Source organism: Blastococcus sp. SYSU DS0541, assembly GCF_054050875.1.
Map to the genome: position 1 here is coordinate 1 of NZ_JBJHAD010000017.1, position 22,892 is coordinate 22,892.

The window sequence follows — 22,892 nt, forward strand, 5'->3', positions numbered from 1 at the left end:
ATGTACCCCGTGCCGGGCGGGGGGGGGTGTTTGGTGGGGGGGCCCCCCGGGGGGGGCCGGTGGCGGCCCGCCCCCGCCGCGGCCGGGTCAGCCGTCGAGCTCGGTGAGGAGTCGCTGCATCTCGGCGATCTCGGCGTTCTGGCTGTCGCGGATGGACTGGGCCAGCGCGAGCGCCTCGGCGTTGCGGCCGTCCGCGGACTGCTCGGCTGCCATCTCCACCGCGCCCTGGTGGTGGACGATCATGCCGGACAGGAAGAGACGGTCGAACTCAGCGCCGGTGGCGGACATCAGCGCGTGCATGTCGTCCGCCGACATCATCCCGCCCTCGCCGTGGTGCATGCCGCCGTCGCCGTGGTCCATGCCGTCCATGCCGTCGTCCATGTGCCCGCCGTCGGCGTCCCAGTCCTGCAGCCAGCCGGTCATCGTCTGGATCTCGGGGTCCTGCGCGGCCTGGATGCGGGCGGCTAGGTCGAGCACGCGGGGGTCGGCGGCGCGCCCTTCGGCCAGCTCGGCCATGGCGATGGCCTGCCGGTGGTGGGGGATCATGCCCTGGGCGAAGGCGACGTCGGCGTCATTGAACTCGGCCTGCGCGGCCGAGGAGCCGGCCGAGGAGGCGCTGCCGTTCATCATCGAGCCGTGCCCGGGAGCGCCGGTGTCGTCGGCGCAGCCGGCGAGGACGAGTGCGCCGGTGAGCAGGGCGGCGGTGAGGCCGGTCAGGCGTGCGGTGGTGCGGGTCATGGTGGGTGTCTCCTGGAGCTGCGGATGTGGGCCGGTGGGCGTGCGCGTGCACCGCCGCCGGGCCAGCACGGTCGCTGGAGGCGGGGCGGTGGCGGCGGTCGGCCTAGATCCGCAGCAGGCAGAGGGCGTGCAGGTCCGGCGGGCGCAGTGGCGCGAGGGCGGCGGAGGCGTGCGTGCGCAGCCGCGCCCACGCCGCCGGCAGCAGCGTCAGCAGGCGGGGCAGCAGCAGGGCGAGCAGCACCGCCAGCCCGGCGGCGAGCACCGCCAGGCACAGCGCCCACAGGTGCCCGCCCGCTCCGGCCGGCGCACTGCCGTGGTCGGCGGCGAGCAGGCCGACCGGCGGGGCCGCGGCGACCATCGCGGCGGCGCCCTGGACGCTGCCGTGCTCACCGGCGTGGGCGCTGCTGTGCGCCTCGAGGCCGGGGCTCACCGGGCCGGTGTGGAGGCCGCCCTCGAGCAGCCCGGCGGGGGCTGCCGCCACCGGAGCGGCGCCGTGACCGGCTGGGTGCTCGGTGCCGGCGGCGGTGCACTGCAGGCCGTGCATCGCGAAGACGGCGGCCAGCAGCAGCAGCGCTGTCCATCCTCGTGCCGCCATCTCCACCCCCTTCCTCGGGCGAGGCTACGACGCCCGCGATGGCCGGCCGCCGGGACGGTGCCCGGCGGCCGGACCCGGTCAGCGCCGGCCGGCGATGGTCGGCTCCGCGGCCGCCCCGGAGCGCCGGGCCGGGGCGGCCCGGCCGGCGGCGACCTCGGCGACGCTGGCCTCCGGGCGCAGGTCCAGCCGCCGCAGCAACTGGGCGTTGGAGGCCACCACCACGGTGGACAGGCTCATCAGCAGGGCGCCGACCTCCATCGGGAGGACGAACCCGATCGGGGCGAGCACCCCGGCGGCCAGCGGGACCGCGATCAGGTTGTAGCCGGCGCCGGCCCACAGGTTCTGCTGCATCTTGCGGTAGCTGGCTCGTGACAGCCGGATCACCGACACCACCGCGCGCGGGTCGGAGGAGGCCAGGATGATCCCGGCGGAGCCGATCGCGACGTCGGTGCCGGCCCCGATCGCGATGCCCACGTCGGCGCGCGCCAGGCTCGGGGCGTCGTTCACGCCGTCGCCCACCATGGCGACCGCCCGGCCCTGCTGCTGCAGGGCGGCGACCTTCGCGGCCTTGTCCTCCGGGCGCACCCCGGCGAACACCTGGTCGATGCCCAGCTCGGTGGCCACCGCGCGGGCGACCGGCTCGGCGTCGCCGGTGATCATGACGACGTCGACGCCGAGCGCGTGCAGCGCGTCGACCGCATCCCGGGACTCCGGCCTGATCTCGTCGGCCAGGGCCAGCGCGCCGGCGACGTGCCCGTCGACGAGCACGTGCAGCACCGTCGCGCCGTCGGCGGCCCACGGCCGGGTGTCGGGCAGCGGGGTCAGGCCGTGCTCGGTCAGCAGGTTCGGGCCGCCGACGGCGACGGTGTGCCCGTCGACGGTGGCGGTGACCCCGACCGCGGCCGACGCGCGGAACTCCGCCGCCGGGGACACGGGCAGGTGCCGCTGCCGGGCGGCGGCGACGATCGCGCGGGCCAGCGGGTGCTCGCTGTCGGCCTCCGCCGCCGCGGCCAGCGCCAGCACCTCGTCCTCGGTCCGGCCGACCCCGGTGACGTGGGTGACCGCCGACTCCCCCTTGGTCAGGGTGCCGGTCTTGTCGAAGAGCACGGTGTCGACGGTGCGCATCCGCTCCATCGCCCCGCGGTCCTTGACCAGCACGCCGCCCCGCGCGGCCCGCTCGGTGGAGATGGACACCACCAGGGGGATGGCCAGGCCCAGCGCGTGCGGGCACGCGATGACCAGCACCGTGATCACCCGGACCAGCGCGCTGTCCGGCGCGCCGTTGAGGCTCCACACGACAGCGGTGACCGCCGCGGCCCCGACGGCGAACCAGAACAGCCAGCCGGCCGCCCGGTCGGCCAGCAGCTGCGCGCGCGTGGTGGAGGACTGCGCATCTGCGACCAGCCGCTGGATGCCGGCCAGCGCGGTGTCCTCTCCCACCGCCGTGACCCGCACCCGGATCGCGGTGTCGGTGGCCACGGTGCCGGCCACCACGGTGTCCCCGACGCCGCGGCGGACCGGCTGGGACTCACCGGTGATCATCGACTCGTCCACCTCGGCGGTGCCGTCGACGACGTCGCCGTCGGCCGGCACCCGCCCACCAGGACGGACGACCACCACGTCGCCGACGGCCAGCTCGGCCGGGGACACGGTGACCAGGTCGTCGCCGACGACCTTCTCCGCCTCGTCGGGCAGCAGCGCGGCGAGCGAGTCCAGTGCCGAGGAGGTCTGCGCCAGGGAGCGCATCTCCAGCCAGTGCCCCAGCAGCATGATGACGACGAGCAGCGCCAGCTCCCACCAGAAGTCCAGCTCGTGGGAGAGCACGCCCACCGTGGCACCCCAGGACGCGACGAACGCCACGGTGATGGCCATGCCGATGAGCAGCATCATCCCGGGCTTGCGGGCCCGGACCTCCCCGACCGCTCCGGTGAGGAACGGCCGGCCGCCCCAGACGTAGATGACCGTCCCGAGCACCGGGGACACCCACTCCCGGCCGGGGACGTCGGGCAGCGTGTAGCCGACGATGTCGGCGAACATGCCGCTGAGCAGGACCGTCGGCACCGCCAGCGCCAGCATGAGCCAGAACAGCCGGCGGAACATCGCCACGTGGTCAGCGCCGTGACCGCCATGCCCGGCGTGCCCCGCGTGACCGTCGTGGTCTCCCTGCCCGGCGTGCCCCGCGTGCCCGCCGTGGGACGCGCCGTGGCCGTCGGGAGTGGAGCCGGCGGCGGCGCGCAACGGGTCCTCCACGTCCACGCGGTTGTCGCTGGCGGCGACCGGCAGTCCCTGTCCGTGCGTCGGCCCACCACCGTGGCCGTGGCCGTGGTGGTGGCCGGCCACTGTCGCCTTCGGCGCCGCCGCGTAGCCGTCCGGGCGGCTCGTCGGATCTGACATGACCTTCTCCTCTGCCTCGCACTCCTCCACCGACCGGCCGCCGGACCCCGCCGAAGAAGTGCGGGAGGCGGCTCGGGTGGCCTGCACCGCCACGAAGGTTATACCCCCCTGGGGTATCCCACCAGAGGTCCTGCCTCGGGAGTTCCCAGCCGACGGCGAGATGCGGGAAACCGGGCGCTGCGGGCCCTGCCAGCGCCCGATCCACCGTCTCTCGACCGGCCCCGCCACGCCCTCCGCAGGGCGTTTCCGGGCAGCGGAAGGTCTGCTTCGTCAACGCCCCGCCGTGTGTCTAGCGTCACAGCCGCTCAGTCTCCGCACCGGCGACAACGCCCCCACTGAATCGGAGCTCGACACACATGCGCCCCACCGCACGCACCGCCCGGAAGGGCCTCGCGGCCGGCTGCGGCCTCGCCGCCGCACTGGCCGTCTCCCTCGCCGCCCCGGCCCACGCGGCCCCGCCGTCCGAGCCCACCGTCGTGAGCGACCTCGCCTACGGCCCGGCGTCCCCGGGCAACCTGCTGGACCTGCACCTCCCGGACGCCCGCGGGAGAGGCGGCCTGCCGCTGGTCATCTGGCACTCGGGCTCCGCGTGGTTCAGCAACGACGTCAAGACCGGCGAGCAGGCGCTCGACGTCGTCGAGGAGTTCACCGGCCGCGGGTACGCCGTCGCGGCGATCAACGTGCGCTCCAGCTTCGACGCCCGCTTCCCGGCGCAGGGCCACGACGTCCGCGCCGCCGTCCGCTACCTGCGGGAGAACGCCGACCGGTACGGCCTCGACCCGGACCGCTTCGCCTTCATGGGCAACTCGTCGGGCGGCTGGTCGGCGGCGTTCGCGGCCACCACGAGCGACGTCCTTGAGCTGCCCGGCGAGACGGGCGTGGACGGGACCTCCAGCGCCGTCCAGGTGGCCGTGCCGTTCTTCCCACCGACGGACTTCCTGTCCATGGACGCCTTCGCGGCAGAGAACGACCTCCCGATGCAGGAGGGCATCTACCCCCACGACGCACCGGACTCCCCGGAGAGCCGGCTGATCGAGTGCCCCGGCGAGGTCTTCCCGACCGAGCTCGTGAGCATCCAGGACTGCCCGGCGGAGACCGAGGCGGCCGACCCGAGCAGCTACATCGAGGGCGACGAGATCCCGATCTGGGTGCTCCACGGCCTGGCCGACCCGCTGCTCCCCTACAACCAGAGCCAGCTCGTCTACGACACGACGACGGCCGCGGGGAACGAGGCGCGGTTCTCCCTCGTGCCCGGTGCCGGCCACTCGGTCGACGACATCATCGGCGCCCGTGAGTCGACGACGTGGCTCACGAACGCCTTCGGTCGCGAGCGGGTGGTCCACCGCGCCGGCCCGAGCTGGCACGACATCGACCGGTTCCTGCGCAGCGGCTTCGCCCAGGCGGAGCGCGCCGGCCGCTGACCCCGCGAGAGACGGCGAACGGGGCCCCGGCACAGCTGCCGGGGCCCCGTTTCGCGTCTCTCACCCCGGGCCCGCAACCCGACTTCGGGGAAAGCGGGCGCCCGAACGCCCGCCACGGGCCGACTTCCCGGAAGTCGGCCCCTCGAAGTCGGCCCTGCGGAGCGGTCAGAACCCCGAGTGGTCGGGGGCGGCGGGCGCGGGGCCGGACACGGGGCCGGCGGCCACGGGCTGTGCTGCCTCCGCGGCCTCCTTCTCGTCCTTGGCCCGGTGGATCTGCTCGTAGACCCGCGCCCGCAGCTCGGCGAACCGCGGCGAGGAGCGGGTGGTGAGCTGGTCGCGCTCGTCGGGCAGGTCGATGACGAGGTCGTCGCGGATCACCGTCGGCGAGTTGGACAGGATGAGCACCCGCTGGCCGAGGTAGACCGCCTCGTCGATGTCGTGCGTGACGAACAGCGTGGTCACCTGGAAGCGGTGCCACAGGCTCCGGATGAGGTCCTCGAGGTCGGCGCGGGTCTGCGCGTCGACGGCGGCGAACGGCTCGTCCATGAGCAGCACGTGCGGCTCGTAGGCGACCGCCCGGGCGATGGCCACCCGCTGCTGCATGCCGCCCGACAGCTGCCACGGGTAGGCCGCGTGCGCCTCGGCCAGGCCGACGGCGGCCAGCGACTCCTCGACCAGCTCCGTGCGCCGGGCCGATGCCAGCTTCTTCTGCTTGAGCGGGAGCTCGACGTTGTCGCGCACGGTCATCCAGGGGAAGAGGCTGCGCCCGTACTCCTGGAAGACCACCGCCATGCCCGGCGGCGGGCCGTTCACGACCTCGCCCTCCATGCGCACCTCACCGGAGGTGGGCTCCAGCAGGCCGGACATGATCTTCAGCAGCGTCGTCTTGCCGCAGCCGGAGGGGCCGACCAGGCAGGCCAGCTCGCCCGCGGGCAGGGTGAACGTCAGGTCGCGGACGGCCTCGACCGTGCGGTCCTTGCTCTCGTAGACCTTCTTGATGCCACGGACGTCGAGCACGAGGTTCCCCTTCCGGGAAGTCGAGGAGGTCAGGAGGAGCGCTGGGCCCGGCGCAGGCCGTGGTACCAGGCGAGCTGCCGGCTCTCGACGAGCCGGAACAGCAGCGACAGCAGGAAGCCCAGCAGACCCAGCATGAGCATCCCCGCCCAGGTCTCCGGGATGGCGAAGCTGCGCTGCGCCTGGACGACCGCGTAGCCCAGCCCGTTGCTCGCGGCGAACAGCTCGCTGATGACCATGAGGATGATCGCGACCGAGAGCCCCTGGCGGAGCCCGGCGAAGATCTGCGGGCTGGCGCTGGGCAGCACCAGGCGCCGCAGCCGGGACCAGCCGGTGAGGCCGTAGACGCGGCCGGTGTCGCTGAGCACCTCGTCGACGGCGCGCACGCCCTCGACGGTGTTCAGCAGGATCGGCCACATGCAGCCGAAGGCGATGACGACGATCTTCATCCCGTCGCCGAGGCCGAACAGCAGGATGAAGATCGGCACCAGCACCGGCGGCGGGATGGCCCGGAAGAACTCGAACACCGGCTCGGTCAGCGCCCGCACCGTGCGCGAGGTGCCGATCAGGACGCCGAGGGCCAGGGACACCACGACGGCGAGCGCGTAACCCGCGGCCAGCCGGTAGAGGCTGGGCCAGACGTCGGCGGCCAGCCGGGGGCCGAACCACTCCTCGACCAGGCTGTCGAGGATCTCCGACAGCGGCGGGAAGAAGAAGCTCGTGCTGCCGGCGCTGGCGAACCACCAGGCGGCGAGCAGGATCACCGGCAGGCCGAGGGTCATCGCGACCCGGCGGAGCACGCTCACGCCGCCACCTCCGCTCGCTGGGACGGGTGCCACGACAGCGCCCGCCGCTCGATGGCCCGGAAGACCAGGTTGACGATCACGCCGAGGATGCCCGTGGTCACGACGATCGCGTACGCGGCCACGACCGCGCCGCTGCTCTGGGCCGTGGCGAGCAGCTGGCCCAGCCCCGGCGTGCCGATGACGAGCTCGGCGGTGACCGCGAGGATCAGCGCGACCGCCGCGCCCAGGCGCAGGCCGGTCATGACGTAGGGAAGCGCGGTGGGCCAGGTGACGTGCCGGACCCGCGCCCAGGGGCCGAGCCCGTAGGCGCGGGCGGTGTCCTGGGCGACGGGGTCGACGTCCTGCACCCCGTAGAGCACCTGGATGAGGATCTGCCAGAACGACGCGTAGACGACGAGCAGGAGCTCGCTCTCGAGGTCGTTCCCGTACAGCAGGACGGCGATCGGGATCAACGCCACCGACGGGATCGGCCGCAGGAACTCGATGGTGGACGCGGAGAACTCCCGGGCGAACCGGAAGGTGCCCAGCAGCAGCCCCAGCAGCACGCCGGCGACCGCGGCGATGGCCAGGCCGATCGCCCAGCCCTTCAGGGTCTCCAGGACGGCGGTCCAGAACTCCGGGCGGCCGAACTGCTCGACCAGCTCCGCGCCGATCTCCGACGACGGCGGGAACCAGCGGCGCGGGACGAGCCCGATCCGCGGGGCGATCTCGACCAGCGCGACGAGCGCGACCAGCCCGAGCAGCCCCAGGACCCAGGCCGGGACGGGCCGGCGACGCGGCGGGGTCCGCCGCCGTGCGGGTGGCGGTGGAACCGGTCACGGCAGCAGGGCGTCCAGGTCCGGAGCCTCGTCGAGCAGCCCGTCCTCGACCGCCAGGTCGGAGAGGGTCTGCACCGAGTCGCGGTTGATCTCGGCCGGCCAGGCCGGCAGGGTCATCGCCTCGGCGATGGCCGGGTCGATCTCGGTGTACTCGTCCAGGACCTCGCGGACGGCGTCCGGGTTCGCCTGCGCGTACTCCAGCGACTGCGCCATCGCGTCGCTGAAGCACTCGACGGCCTCGGGGTTCTCCTGGGCGTACTGCTCGCTGGTGAAGTACGCGGCCACGGTGAGGTCGTCGGCGGTGTCGACGAAGTTCGAGGTCACGACCGTGGCGCCGGCGTCGGTGGCGACGGCGAGGAACGGCTCGACCACCCAGGCGGCGTCGACGTTGCCCTGCTCCAGGGCGGCGGGCATCTCCGGGAACGGCAGCTCGACGAACTGGACGCTGTCGGGGTCGCCGCCGGCGGCGCGCACCGACTCGCGGACCGTCGTCGTCCCGATGTTGTTGAGCGTGTTGACCGCCACGGTGGCGCCGGCGAGGTCGGCGGCGCCGGCGATGCCGCTGTCGGGGGTGGTGACGACGCCGCCGAAGTCCGCGCCCTGCTCACCGGTGGAGGCGACGCCGTTGGCGACGACCTGCAGCGGCAGGCCCTCGCTGGCGGCGAGCAGCAGCGAGGTGATGTTGCTGAAGCCGAACTGCGACTGCCCGCTCACCACGGCGGGGACGATGGCGGCACCGCCCTGGCCGGTCTCGAGGGTGAGGTCGAGCCCGCACTCCTCGAAGAAACCCTGCTGGTCGCCGAGGTAGATCGGCGCCACGTCGACGATGGGGATGACCCCGACCGACACCTGCTCGAGCTCTCCACCGCCACCGCCGCCGGCCGCGCCGGCGTCGGGCTCCTCGTCGGATCCGCCGCAGGCGGTGACGAGCAGCAGGGGGGCGGCGACGAGCGCTGCCACGGTGCGGCGCATGAGTTCTCCTCGGATCGATGGCGACTCCAGGCACGTGTTCGCTGTGCGAACATCTGTGTGCCATGTGAACGTGCACGACGCTCGCACGTGAGGGCAGTCACGTCAATCCGTCGTGATCCGACCGTCATGTCGTGCGCTCTCCGCACAGGCGTTCATCATGCGCACCGTATGGTGATCGCGCTCACCACCCCGCCGGAGCGAAGGAGCGCCGTGACCCCTGTGCCCGACGAGCGGCCGGTGCCCGTCCGGGACGGCACCTACGTGCAGTCCCTCGACCGCGGCCTGGCCGTGATCCGCGCCTTCGACGCCGAGCACCCCCGCCTGCAGCTCAGCGAGGTCGCCCGCGCCACCGGGCTGACCCGCGCGGCCGCCCGGCGCTTCCTGCTGACCCTCGTCCAGCTCGGCTACGTCCGCGCCGAGGGGCGGGAGTTCTCCCTCCGCCCCCGCGTGCTGGAGCTCGGCTACTCCTACCTCTCGGGGCTCACCCTCCCCGAGGTCGCGCAGCCGCACCTGGAGTCGCTGGTGCAGCGGGTGGAGGAGTCCTCGTCGCTGTCGGTGCTCGACGGCGACGACGTCGTGTACGTGGCGCGGGTGCACACCAAGCGGATCATGACCGTGATGATCACCGTCGGCACCCGGTTCCCCGCCTACGCCACGTCGATGGGGCGGGTGCTGCTCGCCGGGCTCCCCGACGAGGAGCTGACCGCCTACCTCGACCGCGCCCGGCTGGAGCCGCTCACCGGGCGCACCGTCACCGACCCCGGGGTGCTGCGGTGGGTGCTCGGCGACGTGCGCGAGCGCGGCTACGCGATGGTCGACCAGGAGCTCGAGGAGGGCCTGCGCTCGGCCGCCGCCCCCGTGCGTGACCGGTCCGGCGCCGTCGTCGCCGCGGTCAACCTGTCGGTCAGCGCCAGCCGCACCTCGGTGGCGCAGCTCGAGCAGGACTACGTGCCGCCGCTGCTGGAGACCGCCGCCCAGATCGAGCACGATCTCGGCCGCAGCGCCCGCTCGTGACCGCCCCCGCCACCCGACGGCGCTCCGCCTGGCGGCTCGCGCTCCCGGCCGCCGCCCTCGTGCTGGTCGCGCTGTGCCTGCGCGCGCCGTTCGCCGCCGTCGGCCCGCTGCTGGCCGAGCTCGGCGACGAGTTCACCCTCTCCACCGGGGCGCTCGCCGTCGTCACCGCGCTCCCGCTGGTCTGCTTCGGGCTGGTCTCGCCGTTCGCGCCGGCCCTGGCCGCCCGGTTCGGGGTGCACCGGGCCGTGCTCCTCGGCGTCGTCGCGCTGGCGGCCGGGATCGGGCTCCGGCTGGCCGACGTCCCGGGGCTCTTCCTGGGCACCGTGCTGCTCACCGGCGGCATCGCCGTCGCCAACGTGCTGCTGCCCGCCGCGGCACGCGCGGAGTACGGCAACCGCAGCGCCCTGGTGCTCGGGATGATCGTCGCCGCCATGGCGGCCTCGGCCAGCATCGGGGCGGGGCTGGCGCAGCCGCTGGCCGGGCTCGCGGGCAGCGCCGGCACCGGCCTGCTGCTGTGGGCCGTGCCGGTGCTCGCGGCGCTGCTCGGCATGGCCGCCCTCACCCGCGCGCGGCGGGCCGTCCCGCCCCCTCCACCCGCTCCGGCCGGCGCCCGCACCGCCGTCCTGCGCGACCGCGTGGCGCTGGCGGTGACCCTCTTCTTCGGTCTCCAGTCGCTGTCGTTCTACGCGATGCTCACCTGGCTGGCCGAGGTGCTGGAGTCCGACGCCGGCGTCTCCCCGGTGGCCGCGGGCGGCCTGGTCGCGCTCGCCGCCGCCCTCGGCCTGCCCGCGTCCCTCGTCGTCCCGCCGCTGGCCGCGCGCCGCCCGGGCCAGGGCGCGTGGGTGCTGGCCGGCACGATCCCGGTGATCGCCGGGATCGTCGGCCTGCTCGCGGCGCCCGCATCCGCCCCGCTGCTGTGGGCGGTGCTCTACGGCCTCGGCACCGGCATCGCCTTCCCGCTGGCGATGACGCTGATCCTCCAGCGCACCCGCGACGTCGGCCAGACCGGGCGGCTCTCGGCGGCGGCGCAGAGCGTGGGCTACCTGGTGGCGGCCACCGGGCCGCTGACCGTCGGCCTGCTGCACGAGGCGACCGGCGAGTGGGCGCCCGGGCTGTGGATGCTGCTCGCCGTGGTGGTCGCCCAGCTCGCCGTCGGGCTGGCCGCCGCCCGCCCGCGCCTGGTCGGCGAGACCGTCTGACGCCCCTCCCCGGTTGATCATCGTCATCTGGCGCCCACCGCCGGCGTGTCTCCCAGCCACACGACGATGATCAACAGCGATCCAGAGCGTCAGGGGTCGGCGGTGACGCCCTCCGGCGTCTCGGTGACCGGCGTCCCGGCGACGCCGTGCAGGTGGCACGCGGCCAGCTGGCCGGGCGCGCCCGCCGGCTGCAGCGCCGGGTCGACGTCGTCGCACGGCTCGAAGACGTACGGGCAGCGGGTGCGGAACCGGCAGCCCGAGGGGACGTCGGACGGCGAGGGGACGTCGCCGCGCAGCACGACCCGCTTCCGCGCCCGCTCCTGCGCCGGGTGCGGCACGGGCACCGCCGACAGCAGCGCCTGCGTGTAGGGCATCTGCGGCTCGGAACCCACCGCCGCCGCGGGGCCGATCTCGACGATCCGCCCCAGGTACATGACGGCGATCCGGTCGGAGATGTGCCGGACGGCGGAGAGGTCGTGCGAGATGAACAGCAGGGTGAGCCCCAGCTGCCGCTGCAGCCGGCGCAGCAGGTTGAGCACCTGGGCCTGCACGCTCACGTCGAGCGAGGCGATCGCCTCGTCGCACACCAGGAAGTCGGGCTCCCCGGCGAGCGCCCGGGCGATGCCGACGCGCTGCCGCTGACCGCCGGAGAACTCGTGCGGGTAGCGCCCCGCGACGACCGGGTCGAGCCCGACCAGCTCCAGCAGCTCGCCCACCCGCTCGGCCCGCTCCCGCTTGCCCGACCGCAGCCCGTGCACCTCCAGCGGCTCGCTGACCGTCTGGGCGACGGTGCGCCGCGGGTCGAGCGAGGCGAACGGGTCCTGGAAGACCATCCCGGCCCGCCGGCGCATCTCCTTGAGCCCGCGGCGGTCCAGCGAGGTCACGTCGGTGCCGTCGAAGGTCACGCTGCCCCCGGTCGGCGGCACCAGCCGCAGCAGGGCGTTGCCCAGCGTGGACTTGCCGCAGCCGGACTCCCCCACCAGGCCCAGCGCCTCCCCGCGCAGGATGTCGAGGTCCACCCCGTCGACGGCGCGCAGCACCCGGGCGGGCGTGCCGCGGCCCTGCCCGCGCAGCGGGAAGTGCACCTCCAGCCCGCGGGCGGAGACCAGGACGTCGCCCCCCGGCGCCGTCCGATGCTCGGCCACCGGCGCTCCCTGCGAGGCGTGCGCCCCCGCCGGCCCCCGCTCGCTCATCGCGGCTCCTCCCCCTCGGCGCACCAGGTCGCCGCCCGGTGCGGCAGCGCCCCACCGGAGGGGCCGACCACGGCCAGCGGCGGCTGCTCGGTCTCGCAGCGCGGATCGGCCCGCACGGGGCAGCGCGACCAGAACACGCAGCCCGGCGGCAGGTCGGTGGGCGGCGGCGGCAGCCCGGGGACGGCGGTGAGCTCGGGCACCTCGCCGTCGGGCCCCACCGGGGCGGCGAGGTCGGGCAGCGAGCCGAGCAGGCCGCGGGTGTAGGGGTGCGCCGGCCGCTCCAGGACGTCGTCGACCGTGCCGTCCTCGACGCACCGGCCGCCGTACATGACCAGCACGCGGTCGGCGATGCCGGCGACCACGCCGAGGTCGTGGGTGATCCAGATGACCCCGGTGCCGTGCTCGGCCTGCAGCTCCTCGACCAGGTCGATGATCTGCGCCTGCACCGTCACGTCCAGCGCCGTCGTGGCCTCGTCGGCGATGAGCAGCGAGGGCGAGTTGCTCAGCGCGATCGCGATGACGACCCGCTGGCGCATCCCCCCGGAGAGCTCGTGCGGGTATCGGTCCAGCGCCCGGCCCGGATCGGGCAGCCCCACCTCGCGCAGCAGCTCCGTCGCCCGGTCCCGCGCGGCCTGCTTGGAGACCTCGCCGTGCGCACGGATGCCCTCGACCAGCTGCCGCCCGATGGTGAGCACCGGGTTGAGCGACGTCATCGGGTCCTGGAACACCATGCCCGCCCCCGGGCCGCGCACCTGGCGCAGCCGTTCGGGCGACATGGTCAGCAGGTCCTCGCCCTGCAGCACGGCGCGGCCGGTCACCGTCGCCACCCGCGCGGGGAGCAGCCCGAGCAGCGCCAGCACCGAGACGCTCTTGCCGCTGCCGGACTCCCCCACGACCGCGACGGTCTCCCCCGGGCCCACGGTGTAGCTCAGCCCGTTGACGACGTCGGCCGGCCCGCGCGGGGTGCGCAACCGCACCCGCAGGTCCTCGACCTCCAGCACCGGCGCGGTCACCGCCCACCCCCGCCGGTGTCGGCGGCGGCCGCCGCACCGGCCGCCCGTGAGCCCCCGGCCATCTGGGTGCGCTGGCGCGGGTCGAGGACGTCGCGAAGCCCGTCGCCGAGCAGGTTGAAGCACAGCACGGTCAGGAAGATCGCCATCCCCGGGAAGAAGGCCAGCCACCAGGCCAGCTCGATGTAGCCGCGCCCCTCGGCGAGCATCAGCCCCCACGAGGGGTTGGGCGGTTGCGTGCCCAGGCCGAGGAACGACAGCGCCGCCTCGGCCAGCACCGCGAACGCCAGGCTGATCGAGGTCTGCACGATGATCGGCGGCGCGGCGTTGGGCAGGATGTGGCGGGTCAGGATCCGCCAGTCCGACGCCCCCACCGACCGGGACGCCCGCACGTAGACCTCCTCGCGCACGCCGAGCACGCTGGCGCGGGTGACCCGGGCGAAGATCGGCGTGTAGACGATCCCGATCGCCAGCGCGGTGTTGCCCGACCCGGGCCCGCGGACGGCGAGGACGGCGATCGCGAGCAGCACCGCGGGGAAGGCGAAGAGCATGTCCATGACCCGCATGAGGACGTCGTCGACCCACTTGCCGTAGTAGCCGGCGAGCAGGCCGATCAGGGTGCCCACGACGAGGGCGAACCCGACGGCGAGGAACCCCACGCGCAGCGACACCGAGGCGCCCAGGATGACCCGGCTCAGGATGTCGCGGCCGAGGTCGTCGGTGCCGAACGGGTGCTCCCAGCTCGGCGACTGGAGCCGGTCGGCCACCGAGATGTCGTTGGCCCCCTCCGGCGCGAAGGTGTCGTCGAAGACCGCCACCACCACGATGAAGAGCAGGACGACCGAGGCGATCGCCGCCGTCGGGTTGTGGGCCAGCAGGCTGAGGGTCTCGCGCCACCGCGGCCGGGCCGGGCGCAGGGTGGGCGGCTCGGGCGAGGTGTCCCGCTGCGGGGACCCGCCCGGGGGCTCCTCCGGCGTCTCGGGCGGACGCTCGCCACCCCTGCCCTGGTAGGGCGGGGGCCCTGGGGTCGGCTGGATGCTCATGGCAGCAGGACTCGGCTGGGGGTCGGCAGCAGGACTCGGCTGGGGATCATCGGCGGATCCGGGGGTCGATGGCGGTGTAGAGCAGGTCCACCACCAGGTTGATCACCAGGAAGACCAGCGCGAAGAGCAGGATCGCGCCCTGCAGCACCGGGTAGTCGCGGGCCTGGACCGCCTGCAGCGCCAGCTGCCCCAGCCCCGGCCACGAGAAGACGATCTCCACGACCACCACCCCCGACAGCAGGTAGGCCAGCTGCACGCCGGTCACCGTGACCAACGGCAGCAGCGCGTTCCGCAGCACGTGCCAGGTGAACACCTGCCGCGTCGGCAGCCCCTTGGCCTGCGCCGTGCGCACGTGATCGGCGCCGAGGGCCTCGAGCATGCTGGACCGCACGAACCGGGTGATCACCGAGCCCGACACCACACCGGTCACCAGCGCAGGCATGAGCAGCCGCTGGAGCCACCCGCCCGGGTCCTCGGTGAGCGGGACGTAGCCGCCCGAGGGCAGCCAGCCCAGCGTCCCGGCGAAGATCAGGATCAGCACGATGCCCATCCAGAAGTCCGGCACCGAGATGCCGAACTGACTGATCACGGTGGCCGCGCGGTCGACGAGCGAGCGCGGGCGCAGCGCCGAGATCGTGCCCAGCGGGACGGCGATGAGCAGCGCCACCAGGATGGAGGCGAGCGCCAGCGTCAGCGTCGCCGGCAGCCGCTCGGCGATCTGGGAGGTCACCGTCTCGCCGCTGCGGAAGCTCACCCCCAGGTCGCCGGTGAGCGCCCGGCCGAACCAGCTGAAGAACTGCTCGAACAGCGGCTGGTCCAGCCCCGACCGCTCGCGCAGGGCGTCGTAGCTCTCCTGGGAGAACCGGGTGCCCAGCGCGAGCCGCACCGGATCGCCTGGTACCAGGTGCACCAGGCCGAACACGATGACGCTCACTCCGGCGAGGACGACCGCGGACTGGCCGATCCGCCGGAGGACGTAGCCGGTCAGGGCAGCTCCACGCCTTCGAAGTTGATGGCCTTGTCGGCCCGGATCTCGTACCCGGAGAGCCCTGGCGCCCAGGCCTGCACGACGTCGGGGTTGTAGAGGTACAGGTAGGAGACGTCGTCCACGATCAGCTTCGCGGCCTGGTCGTAGAGCTCCTTGCGGGCGTTCTCGTCGGTCTCCGTGGATGCCTGGGTGAGCAGCTGGTCGACCTGCGGGTTGCTGTAACCCTGGTAGTTGCTGGAGCCGTCGGTGATGTGCTGGGCGTGGTAGAAGTCGAACGGGTCGATGTTGCCCAGCCAGCCGAGCATGAAGGCGTCGAAGTCACCCTGCGCCTGCCGGTCCAGCCAGGTGGCGAAGTCCACGGTCTGGACGTCCACCTCGATCCCGATCGGCTCGAGCTGGCTGGCGATGACCTGCGCGGCGGTGACGGTCTCCGGGAACTCGTCGGTGACCATCAGCCCCATGGTGATCGGGGTCTGCACCCCGGCCTGCTCGAGCAGCGCCGTCGCCTCTTCCACGTTGGGCTCGAAGGGCGCGTAGTCGTAGTAGTAGAAGCTGTCCTCGGGGATGGCGGTCTGGTTGGGCTGCGCCGCCCCGAACCGGGCCGCCTCGGTCACCGCACCGCGGTCGATGGCGGTGGCGATCGCCTGGCGCACCAGCGGGTTGCCGAAGGGCTCCCGGTCGTAGTTCATGCTCATGTACCAGTAGTCCACGCTGGGCGTGGTCGCGAGCTCGACGGCGTCGTCACCTTCGAGGGACTCGATCTGCTGCGGCGGGATGTTGTCGGTCCACTGCACCTCGCCGTTCTGCAGCGCGGTCAGCGCCGCGGCCGGCTCGGTGATGTAGGTGAACTCGACGCCGCCGATGCTGGGCGCGCCGCCCCAGTAGTCCTCGTAGGCGGCGAGCTCGGTGCTGCTGGCGTCGGAGCTCTCCAGCGTGAACGGGCCGGTGCCGACCGCCTCGGTCGTGAGGTCGTACTCCTCGGCGGCGCCCTCCGGCAGGATCGCCATGCCCTTGAAGGCGCCGATCAGGGCGGGCAGGTTCGGCGTCGGCTGGCTGACGGTGATCTCGACGGTCTGCGGGTCGACGGCTTCGACGCTCTCGACCGTGGCGAACCGGTAGGCGTTGTTGAGCTCCTCGTCGATGATCCGGTTGTACGAGTAGACGACGTCCGCGGCGTCGAACTCGCTGCCGTCGTGGAAGGTGACGCCCTCCCGCAGGTTGAACGTCCAGGTCAGCCCGTCCTCGCTGACCTCCCAGTCGGTGGCGAGGCTCGGCTCCATCGTCAGGTCCTGCGCGTTCGGGACGACGAGGGTGTCGTAGACGTTCTCCAGCACCTGGAAGCTCGGGTAGGCGCTGGTCACGTGCGGGTCGAACTGGTCGGGCTGGGCGCTCACCGCGGCCACGAGCACGTCGCCGCCGCCGCCCCCGCCGCCGCCGGCACCGGTGTCGACGCTCTCGCCGCCACCGCTGCACGCACTGAGGGCGAGCGCGCCGACGGCGCCCAGGGAGATCAATCGAGTGGTGCGCACGGGAACCTCCGCGATCGGGGCAGGTCGTCCACCCCGACCTTGCTCCCGTACCCGCAGGTTGGCGACTCGGGGGCAAGGGATCGTTGCCGGTTCGAGACCCGACGGTGGACGCGCGGGGGGAAGTGAGCCACCTCACAATCGAGGCGTCACACCGTCGTCCCGTCGAGGTGCCCCATGACCGACGCCCGTCCTCCGCACCGCGCCCGCATCCCCCGCGACCGGGAGCACGACTACACCGACGAGATGGCGCACAAGCGGCAGGCCTTCGTCGCCGAGCAGACCGGCGCCGGGCTCGACCACGTCGGCCGGTACTCCATCGACCCCGCCGTGCTGCCCGGCAACGTCGAGAACTTCACCGGCGTCGCCCAGGTGCCCCTCGGCCTGGCCGGGCCGCTGACGCTGCGGGGCGAGCACGCCCGCGGCGACTTCTTCGTGCCGATGGCCACGACGGAGGGCACGCTGGTGGCCAGCTACAACCGCGGGATGCGGCTGATCGCCGAGTGCGGCGGCGCGCGGACCACCGTCGTGGACGACCACATGCAGCGCGCGCCCGCCTTCATGCTCGAGGACGCCCTGGCGGCGCGGGAGTTCGGCCGCTGGGTGGACGAGCACGTCGACGGCATCCGGGCGGCGGCCGAGGCCACGACCCGCTCGGGGAAGCTGACCTACATCGGCCAGCACCAGATCGGCCCGCTGCGGTACCTGCGGGTCAACTACACGACCGGCGACGCCGCCGGCCAGAACATGACCGGCAAGGCGACGCTGGCCGCCTGCGAGTGGATCCGCGAGAACCACCCCGACCACCCGCGCTACGTCCTCTCCGGCGCGATCGACACCGACAAGAAGCACTCGCAGATCAACATGCTGATGACGCGGGGCAAGCGCGTCGTCGCCGAGGTGACGATCCCCGACGAGGTGCTGCGGCGGCTCACCGGCGTGGGCACCCGGCAGCTGTTCGAGTACCGGCAGGTCGGCATGGCCGGCGCCTTCATGTCCGGGGCGGCCTACAACGGCGCGCACGCCGCGAACGGGCTGACCGCCATGTTCATCGCCACCGGGCAGGACGCCGCCAACGTCGCAGAGTCGCACTCCGGGGTCACCTACACCCAGCTGCTGGAGAACGGCGACTACTACTGGTCGACCACGCTGACCTCGCTCATCGTCGCCACGTACGGCGGGGGCACGGGGCTGCCCACCCAGCGCGAGTGCCTGGAGGTGCTCGGTTGCTACGGCAAGGACAAGGTGCAGAAGTTCGCCGAGATCTGCGCCGGGGTGGTGCTGGCCGGCGACATCTCGCTCACCTCGGCGATCCTGGCCGGTGACTGGGTCACCAGCCACGACGCCCTCGGGCGCAACCGGTAGCCGCGGGCCGCCCCGGCCACGAGACTGCCCGGGTGGAGCTGACCTGCCGCCCCCTGACGCTGCACCTGCGCGACACCTTCACGATCGCCCGCTCCTCCGTGGACACCGAGGAGGTGCTCGTCGTCCGGGTCGACGAGGGGGGCGTCCGCGGGTACGGCGAGGGCGCGCCGGTCGCCTACTGGGGGGAGTCGGTGGCCGCGATGGCCGACGCCGTCGCCGCGGACGGGCCCGCGCTCCTGGACGGGGACCTCCGCGACGTCGAGGGCATCGCCCGCCGGCTGCGGGCCTGGGACGGCCCGCAGGGCGCGAAGATGGCTCTCGACGGCGCGGTGCACGACTGGCTGGGCCGTCGCTACGGGCAGCCGGTCTGGCGGCTGCTGGGGCTGGACGGGGTCCTCCCGCCCACCAGCTTCACGATCGGCATCGCGTCGGTGGAGGAGACGGTCGCCCGTGTGCGGCGCGCCCCGGGGTTCGCCGTCTACAAGGTGAAGGTGGGCGGGCCGGGCGACCTGGAACGGCTGGCGGCGATCCGCTCGGTCACCGACGCCCGGCTGCGGATCGACGGCAACGAGGGCTGGACGTTCGACCAGGCCCGCGAGCTGCTGCCGCGGCTGCGCGAGCTGGGCGTCGAGATGGTCGAGCAGCCCTTCCCCGCCGGCGACCTGGACTCCTTCGCCCGCTACCGGGAGCTCCCCGACCGGCTGCCGGTGTTCGTCGACGAGGGCTGCAAGGACCTCGCCTCGGTGCCCGCCGTCGCCGGCTACGCGGACGGCATCGTGGTGAAGCTGGCCAAGTGCGGGGGCATCCGCGAGGCGCAGCGGATGCTGGCGGCGGCCGCGGCGCTGGACCTCCGGGTGATGCTCGGCTGCATGATCGAGTCGCAGCTCGGCATCGCCCAGGCGGCGCAGCTCGGCCCGCTGGCCGACCTGGTGGACCTCGACGCCCACCTGCTCGTCTCGGACGAGCCCTTCACGGGTCTGGGGCTCGAGGCCGGGCGGGTCGTGCTGCCCGACGCACCCGGCCTCGGGCTCGAGCCGGCCGGGGAGGCGGCGTGAGCGGGGAGCGGCTGGCCGTCCTGACCGGCGGGCAGCTGTCGGAGTCCTACGCCAAGACCGCGCACGGGGTGCTCCGCTACGGCACCCGCGAGGTGGTCTGCGTGATCGACCCCGCGCACGCCGGGCGGCGGGCGGTCGACGTCGTCCCCTTCTGCGCCTCCCCCGCCCCCGTGGTCGCCGACGTCGCGGCCGCCCGGGAGCTCGGCGCGACGACGGTGCTGCTCGGGGTCGCACCGCTCGGCGGCCGGCTGACGGCCGCCTGGCGGGAGACGCTGCTGACCGCCCTCCGGCTCGGCCTGCACGTCGAGACCGGGCTGCACACCGACCTGGGCGCCGATCCGGAGCTGGCGGCCGCCGCCCGGGCGGCCGGGGTCTCGATCCGCGACCTGCGCGCGGTCCCCGACGACCTCGGCGTCCCGCTCACCGGGCCGGTCGGCGCCCGGGTGGTGCACACCGTCGGCTCGGATTGCGCGATCGGGAAGATGAGCGTCGTCCTGGAGCTGGACCGGGCCGCGCGGCACCGGGGGCTGCGCTCGGTCTTCGTGGCCACCGGGCAGACCGGCGTCGCGATCTCCGGCTGGGGCATGGCCGTCGACCACGTGATCTCCGACTTCACCGCCGGCGCCGCCGACCGGCTGGTGCGGGAGGGCGCCGGACGGGGTGACCTGCTGTGGCTGGAGGGGCAGGGCTCGATCTACCACCCGGCCTACTCGGGCGTGACCCTCGGCCTGCTGCACGGGTCGTCGGCGGACGCGCTGGTGCTGTGCCACCGGGCGGGGCGCACCGCGATCGCCGACTACCCGGGCACGGCGCTCCCCCCGCTCGCCGAGATCGTGCGCGGCTACGAGCAGGCCGCCGGCTGGGTGCGCCCGGCGCGGGTCGCCGCGGTCGCCGTGAACACCGCCGGGCTCGACGACGTCGCCGCGCGGCGTGCCGTGGACGCCGCCGCGGGAGAGACCGGGCTGGTCACCGACGACGTCGTCCGCTGGGGCCCCGACCGGGTGCTCGACGCCGTGCTGGCCGTTCTGGACCGGTAGCGATCAGCCGTCGACGGTGACGTCGTTCCAGGGGAGCTGCGGCTCCACCCACGGGAAGACGACGAAGAGCAGCAGGGCGCAGACGGCGAGCGCGAGGACGAGCGACTGCGCCGCCCTCAGGCCCGTGCCGCCGGGCAGGTGCCGCCAGATCCAGCCGTACATGCGGTCCTCCGGTGTCCGGATCAGCCCTCGCGCAGCGCCGGCGGGCCATCGGGCATCTCCGACTTGGGAATGCCCGCGCCGTCCAGCCGCGCGTGGATGATCAGCCGCTCCCGCGCGGAGAAGCGCGGGTGGCAGGTGGTGAGCGTGAGGTAGGCGCCGGTCGGGCCGACCGCCGGGTCGGCGGTCGGTGTCGGGGCGATCACCGACACGTCGGAGGGGGAGACCACGTGCCGGCCGGGGATGCCGGTCGGGTCGGCCTCGAGATCGCCGGTCGCCGGGTCGCCCAGTACGCGGTAGACGAACCAGGTGTCCACGGTCTCGACGACGATCGGATCGCCGGGGGCGAGCGCGTCGAGCTCGAGGAAGGGCGAGCCCTTGCCCACCCGGTGGCCGGCGAGCGCGACGTTCCCGGGCTGCCCCGGCATCGCGGTGCCGACGTAGTGGCCGGGCCCCTGCGAGAGCTCGCCCTCGGTGGTGCCCTCCAGGACCACGCGGGCGTAGTCCTCGCCCAGCCGCGGGATGCGCAGGACCCCGAACGCGTCGCCGATCTCGACCTGGACGAGGCCCGCCTCGGTGGGGGCGTTCCGCCACTCCTCCTCCAGCTCGGCGCTCAGCTGGTCCTGGCGCCGCTCGGTGAGCAGGTCGGTGACGTAGACCTCGTAGACGACGAAGAGCAGCAGCACCAGGCCGGCGGTGACCATCAGCTCGCCGATCCCGCGGGACACCACCTGCCACCGCGGCTCTCGGCGCCGGGGCGGGGTGGCCTCCTCCTCGCCGTCCTCGTCCTGCCAGGAGGCGCCGTGCCAGGACCGGCCGTCCGAGGAGGGGTCGTCCCAGGTGCCGTCGTCCGCGGTGAGCTCGTCCCAGTGCTCGTCCCACGGCCCGTCGTCCCACGGGCGCTCGGCCGGGCGCGCCCCGGCCACGGTGCCGACCGGGCCGCCGTCGGGTGCGGGGATCGCGTCGTGCCGCGGACCGGCCACCGGCGGCACCGGCGGGCGGGCGGTCAGCGACAGGACGTCCGGGTCGGCGCCGGCGTCCCACCGCAGCGCCGGACGGGTGTCGTCCTCGCGCCGTCCCCGGTCCGGGTCCGCCATACCGTGCCCCCGGTCGTTCGGCTGCGGCGCCCCTCGAAGGCGCGTCGGGCCGATGTTAAGTGACGGAACCGCTGCTCAGCGTGATGCGACGCGCCGGGCACGGGCCGACGTCACCACACCCGGACGACGGTCGCGCTCTGCCCCGCCCACGTGGGCAGAGCGCGACACCAGGACACAGCTGCCCGGTCGGCTGCCCGTCAGCGGAGCTGCACGCCGGAGATGGCGCGGGCGATGACCAGGCGCTGGATCTCCGAGGTGCCCTCGAAGATCGTGTAGATCTTCGCGTCGCGCGCCATCCGCTCGACGGGGTACTCGCGGGTGTAGCCGTTGCCGCCGAGGATCTGCATGGCCTTCTCCGTCACGCGCACGGCCGTCTCCCCTGCCACCAGCTTCGACATCGAGCCCTCGGCGGCAGTGAACTGCTGGCCGTTGCGGGCCATCCACGCCGCGCGCCACACCAGCAGGCGGGCCGCGTCGATCGAGGTCTTCATGTCGGCGAGCATGAAGGCGATCGCCTGGTTCTCGATGATCGGCCGGCCGAACTGCACCCGCTGCTTGGCGTAGTCCAGCGCGTAGTCGTAGGCGGCCCGCGCCACCCCGACCGCCTGGGCGCCGACCGCGGGGCGGGTGCGCTCGAAGGTCGCCATCGAGGGCTGGGTGCGCCCGCTCCGCACGCCCTCGCGCGCGCGGGCCAGCCGCTCCTCGAGCTTCTCCCGCCCGCCGAGCAGGCAGTCACCGGGCACGCGGCAGCCGTCCAGCACCACCTCGGCGGTGTGCGAGGCGCGGATGCCGTGCTTGAGGAACTTCTGGCCCTGGCTGATGCCCTTCGTGCCCGGCGGGACGACGAAGCTCGCGTGCCCGCGCGCCTTCAGCTCCGGGTCGACGACGGCGGTGACCACGTGGATGTCGGCGATCCCGCCGTTGGTGGCCCAGGTCTTGGTGCCGGTGAGCACCCACTCGTCGGTCGCCTCGTCGTAGACGGCCCGGGTACGCATGGCCCCGACGTCGGAGCCGGCGTCGGGCTCGCTGGAGCAGAAGGCGGCCACCTTCGGTTCGCTCTCGGTCCCGAACATCGCGGGGATCCACTGCCCGACCTGCTCGTCGGTGCCGTTCGCCCGCACGGAGGCGGCGGCGAGCGTCGTCCCCACGATCGCCAGCCCGATCCCGGCGTCGCCCCAGAAGAGCTCCTCCATGGTGAGCGGGATGCCGAGACCGGACTCGTCGAACCACTGGGTGGCGAAGAAGTCCAGCGAATACAGGCCGATCTTCGCGGCCTCCTGCAGGACCTCCCACGGGAAGTCCTCCCGCTCGTCGTACTCGTGCGCGGCCGGGCGGACGACGTCCGCGGCGAACTCGTGCACCCACTTCTGCAGCTCGAGCTGGTCCTCGGTGAGGTCGAACGACACGGCCATGCGGAGCTCCTCGATTCGGTCCGTCGCGTTGATCAT

At 73.9% G+C, this 22,892-nt stretch carries 21 protein-coding genes; 6 read left to right on the top strand and 15 right to left on the bottom strand.

Going from position 1 to position 22,892, the window contains the following annotated elements; genetic code table 11:
• Nucleotides 1-87: 87 nt before the first annotated feature.
• From ACI794_RS16755 to ACI794_RS16765, 3 genes are all read right to left on the bottom strand, one after another.
• Nucleotides 88-738: a DUF305 domain-containing protein gene (locus tag ACI794_RS16755; RefSeq protein WP_456600756.1), complete on the bottom strand. Its 651-nt coding sequence runs from the start codon at nt 736-738 to the stop codon at nt 88-90.
• A gap of 103 nt (nt 739-841) precedes the next feature.
• Nucleotides 842-1,333, bottom strand: a complete 492-nt coding sequence (locus tag ACI794_RS16760) for a hypothetical protein (protein ID WP_456616923.1) — start codon at nt 1,331-1,333, stop codon at nt 842-844.
• Nucleotides 1,334-1,411: 78 nt separating this feature from the next.
• Nucleotides 1,412-3,727 carry a heavy metal translocating P-type ATPase gene (locus ACI794_RS16765; protein WP_456616924.1) on the bottom strand — a complete coding sequence of 772 codons (2,316 nt, stop codon included), beginning with the start codon at nt 3,725-3,727 and terminating at the stop codon, nt 1,412-1,414.
• Between the two features lie 356 nt (nt 3,728-4,083).
• Here ACI794_RS16765 and ACI794_RS16770 point away from each other — a divergent pair, with 356 nt between their 5' ends.
• On the top strand, nt 4,084-5,148 hold the full coding sequence (locus ACI794_RS16770; protein ID WP_456600759.1) for an alpha/beta hydrolase fold domain-containing protein: 1,065 nt from the start codon (nt 4,084-4,086) through the stop codon (nt 5,146-5,148).
• A 165-nt stretch (nt 5,149-5,313) separates the two neighbouring features.
• On the opposite strand, the gene ACI794_RS16775 is transcribed toward ACI794_RS16770, so the two are convergent.
• From ACI794_RS16775 to ACI794_RS16790, 4 genes are all read right to left on the bottom strand, one after another.
• Nucleotides 5,314-6,165: an ABC transporter ATP-binding protein gene (locus ACI794_RS16775; protein WP_456580051.1), complete on the bottom strand. Its 852-nt coding sequence runs from the start codon at nt 6,163-6,165 to the stop codon at nt 5,314-5,316.
• Between the two features lie 29 nt (nt 6,166-6,194).
• Complete coding sequence (locus tag ACI794_RS16780) at nt 6,195-6,968, bottom strand: ABC transporter permease (protein WP_456580050.1); 774 nt, start codon at nt 6,966-6,968, stop codon at nt 6,195-6,197.
• Nucleotides 6,965-7,513, bottom strand: a complete 549-nt coding sequence (locus tag ACI794_RS16785) for an ABC transporter permease (protein WP_456580049.1) — start codon at nt 7,511-7,513, stop codon at nt 6,965-6,967. The genes ACI794_RS16780 and ACI794_RS16785 overlap by 4 nt, the downstream gene beginning before the upstream one ends.
• Nucleotides 7,514-7,783: 270 nt before the next feature.
• Nucleotides 7,784-8,758, bottom strand: a complete 975-nt coding sequence (locus tag ACI794_RS16790) for an ABC transporter substrate-binding protein (protein ID WP_456616925.1) — start codon at nt 8,756-8,758, stop codon at nt 7,784-7,786.
• Between the two features lie 210 nt (nt 8,759-8,968).
• On the opposite strand from ACI794_RS16790, the gene ACI794_RS16795 reads away from it, so the two are divergent.
• Together ACI794_RS16795 and ACI794_RS16800 are read left to right on the top strand one after the other, a co-directional pair.
• Entirely contained in the window at nt 8,969-9,772 is an 804-nt protein-coding gene (locus ACI794_RS16795; RefSeq protein ID WP_456600762.1) for an IclR family transcriptional regulator domain-containing protein, read from the top strand.
• Nucleotides 9,769-10,971, top strand: a complete 1,203-nt coding sequence (locus ACI794_RS16800; protein WP_456616926.1) for an MFS transporter — start codon at nt 9,769-9,771, stop codon at nt 10,969-10,971. The genes ACI794_RS16795 and ACI794_RS16800 overlap by 4 nt, the downstream gene beginning before the upstream one ends.
• An 89-nt stretch (nt 10,972-11,060) precedes the next feature.
• On the opposite strand, the gene ACI794_RS16805 is transcribed toward ACI794_RS16800, so the two are convergent.
• Genes ACI794_RS16805 through ACI794_RS16825 form a run of 5 tightly spaced genes read right to left on the bottom strand, consistent with a single transcriptional unit; the run spans nt 11,061 to nt 16,734 of the window.
• On the bottom strand, nt 11,061-12,164 hold the full coding sequence (locus ACI794_RS16805; protein ID WP_456616927.1) for an ABC transporter ATP-binding protein: 1,104 nt from the start codon (nt 12,162-12,164) through the stop codon (nt 11,061-11,063).
• Nucleotides 12,161-13,177 (bottom strand): ABC transporter ATP-binding protein, encoded by a 1,017-nt coding sequence (locus tag ACI794_RS16810; protein ID WP_456616928.1) that lies wholly within the window; start codon nt 13,175-13,177, stop codon nt 12,161-12,163. Before ACI794_RS16810 ends, ACI794_RS16805 begins: the two co-directional genes overlap by 4 nt.
• Nucleotides 13,174-14,217, bottom strand: a complete 1,044-nt coding sequence (locus tag ACI794_RS16815; protein ID WP_456616929.1) for an ABC transporter permease — start codon at nt 14,215-14,217, stop codon at nt 13,174-13,176. Before ACI794_RS16815 ends, ACI794_RS16810 begins: the two co-directional genes overlap by 4 nt.
• Before the next feature lie 46 nt (nt 14,218-14,263).
• Complete coding sequence (locus ACI794_RS16820; protein ID WP_456601164.1) at nt 14,264-15,205, bottom strand: ABC transporter permease; 942 nt, start codon at nt 15,203-15,205, stop codon at nt 14,264-14,266.
• Complete coding sequence (locus tag ACI794_RS16825; RefSeq protein WP_456600767.1) at nt 15,202-16,734, bottom strand: ABC transporter substrate-binding protein; 1,533 nt, start codon at nt 16,732-16,734, stop codon at nt 15,202-15,204. The genes ACI794_RS16820 and ACI794_RS16825 overlap by 4 nt, the downstream gene beginning before the upstream one ends.
• Before the next feature lie 174 nt (nt 16,735-16,908).
• On the opposite strand from ACI794_RS16825, the gene ACI794_RS16830 reads away from it, so the two are divergent.
• Genes ACI794_RS16830 through ACI794_RS16840 form a run of 3 tightly spaced genes read left to right on the top strand, consistent with a single transcriptional unit; the run spans nt 16,909 to nt 20,188 of the window.
• Complete coding sequence (locus ACI794_RS16830; RefSeq protein WP_456616930.1) at nt 16,909-18,096, top strand: hydroxymethylglutaryl-CoA reductase; 1,188 nt, start codon at nt 16,909-16,911, stop codon at nt 18,094-18,096.
• Nucleotides 18,097-18,128: 32 nt separating this feature from the next.
• Nucleotides 18,129-19,151, top strand: coding sequence for a dipeptide epimerase (locus tag ACI794_RS16835; RefSeq protein WP_456616931.1), 1,023 nt, complete (start codon nt 18,129-18,131; stop codon nt 19,149-19,151).
• On the top strand, nt 19,148-20,188 hold the full coding sequence (locus tag ACI794_RS16840) for a DUF1611 domain-containing protein (protein ID WP_456616932.1): 1,041 nt from the start codon (nt 19,148-19,150) through the stop codon (nt 20,186-20,188). The genes ACI794_RS16835 and ACI794_RS16840 overlap by 4 nt, the downstream gene beginning before the upstream one ends.
• A gap of 3 nt (nt 20,189-20,191) precedes the next feature.
• On the opposite strand, the gene ACI794_RS16845 is transcribed toward ACI794_RS16840, so the two are convergent.
• From ACI794_RS16845 to ACI794_RS16855, 3 genes are all read right to left on the bottom strand, one after another.
• Nucleotides 20,192-20,350: a hypothetical protein gene (locus ACI794_RS16845; RefSeq protein WP_456600771.1), complete on the bottom strand. Its 159-nt coding sequence runs from the start codon at nt 20,348-20,350 to the stop codon at nt 20,192-20,194.
• Nucleotides 20,351-20,370: 20 nt separating this feature from the next.
• Nucleotides 20,371-21,444: a class E sortase gene (locus ACI794_RS16850; protein WP_456616933.1), complete on the bottom strand. Its 1,074-nt coding sequence runs from the start codon at nt 21,442-21,444 to the stop codon at nt 20,371-20,373.
• 197 nt (nt 21,445-21,641) lie between these two features.
• Complete coding sequence (locus ACI794_RS16855) at nt 21,642-22,856, bottom strand: acyl-CoA dehydrogenase family protein (RefSeq protein ID WP_456616934.1); 1,215 nt, start codon at nt 22,854-22,856, stop codon at nt 21,642-21,644.
• Between the last annotated feature and the right edge of the window lie 36 nt (nt 22,857-22,892).